Origin of the sequence: Vibrio sp. S12_S33, assembly GCF_963889785.1 — a bacterium.
GTDB classification, from domain to species: domain Bacteria; phylum Pseudomonadota; class Gammaproteobacteria; order Enterobacterales; family Vibrionaceae; genus Vibrio; species Vibrio aestuarianus.
The window spans coordinates 1-704 of the sequence record NZ_CAWPQZ010000206.1; the positions used below are offsets into that span (position 1 = coordinate 1).

At 44.3% G+C, this 704-nt stretch carries 1 protein-coding gene; it reads right to left on the reverse strand.

The features are described 5' to 3' along the window. Positions 1-15: 15 nt before the first annotated feature. Positions 16-704 (reverse strand): IS982 family transposase (locus AACW06_RS19860; RefSeq protein ID WP_192076372.1); only part of this gene is annotated, 689 nt, incomplete at its 5' end.

A 704-nucleotide genomic window follows, 5' to 3' on the forward strand; every position in this document is an offset into this window, starting at 1 on the left:
TAACCTCAGATCGGTTTAAGCCATCGCCATCAGTCCTGTTTTTTCAGTGTTCGTAATATTAAGCGATGGCTTTTCTGGCTTCAGACAGTACGCGATTAACCCGCCAAGTAGGTTCAGCATGAATCCATGTAGGCTCCGATGACGAGAGTGCTCTATCTGAGAGATGTTTTTCAGTTGGTCATTGATGGTTTCGATAATAAACCTTTTTGACAGCATCGCTCTACCCCAAGCAGCAAGTACCTTCGGCTTCATGTTCTTGCGGTGGGTGGTAATTAGGGTGATTCCGTCTTCTTTTAAATCTTCGGTAAGTACTTTACTGATATAGCCTTTGTCTGCATAGAGCTTGTCGAGAAGGCCTTTTGATAGTTCCCGGACTGGCTTTCTATCATCGGTATTGGCGGGGGTAAGTTTGGCTGCAACGATATCGCCAAGATGATTGGTTATGATGTGAAGTTTAAATCCATAAAACCAGCCCATTGTACCTTTACCCCTTGCCGCCGTTCCTTTGAAAACCTTATGTCTCGGTATGCGTAAGTTGTGGCAGACTTTTATACTCGTAGAATCAATAAATTCAATGCCTGTCGGTTCACCTTTGACATGGGTAAAGAAAGAGCTGAGTGGCACAAGAACTGAAGGCATTACTTCAAGAAACCGTGTGTAACTGAGCAGAGTTGGGAAATAACTCTTGTAGTGGCGACGCACGA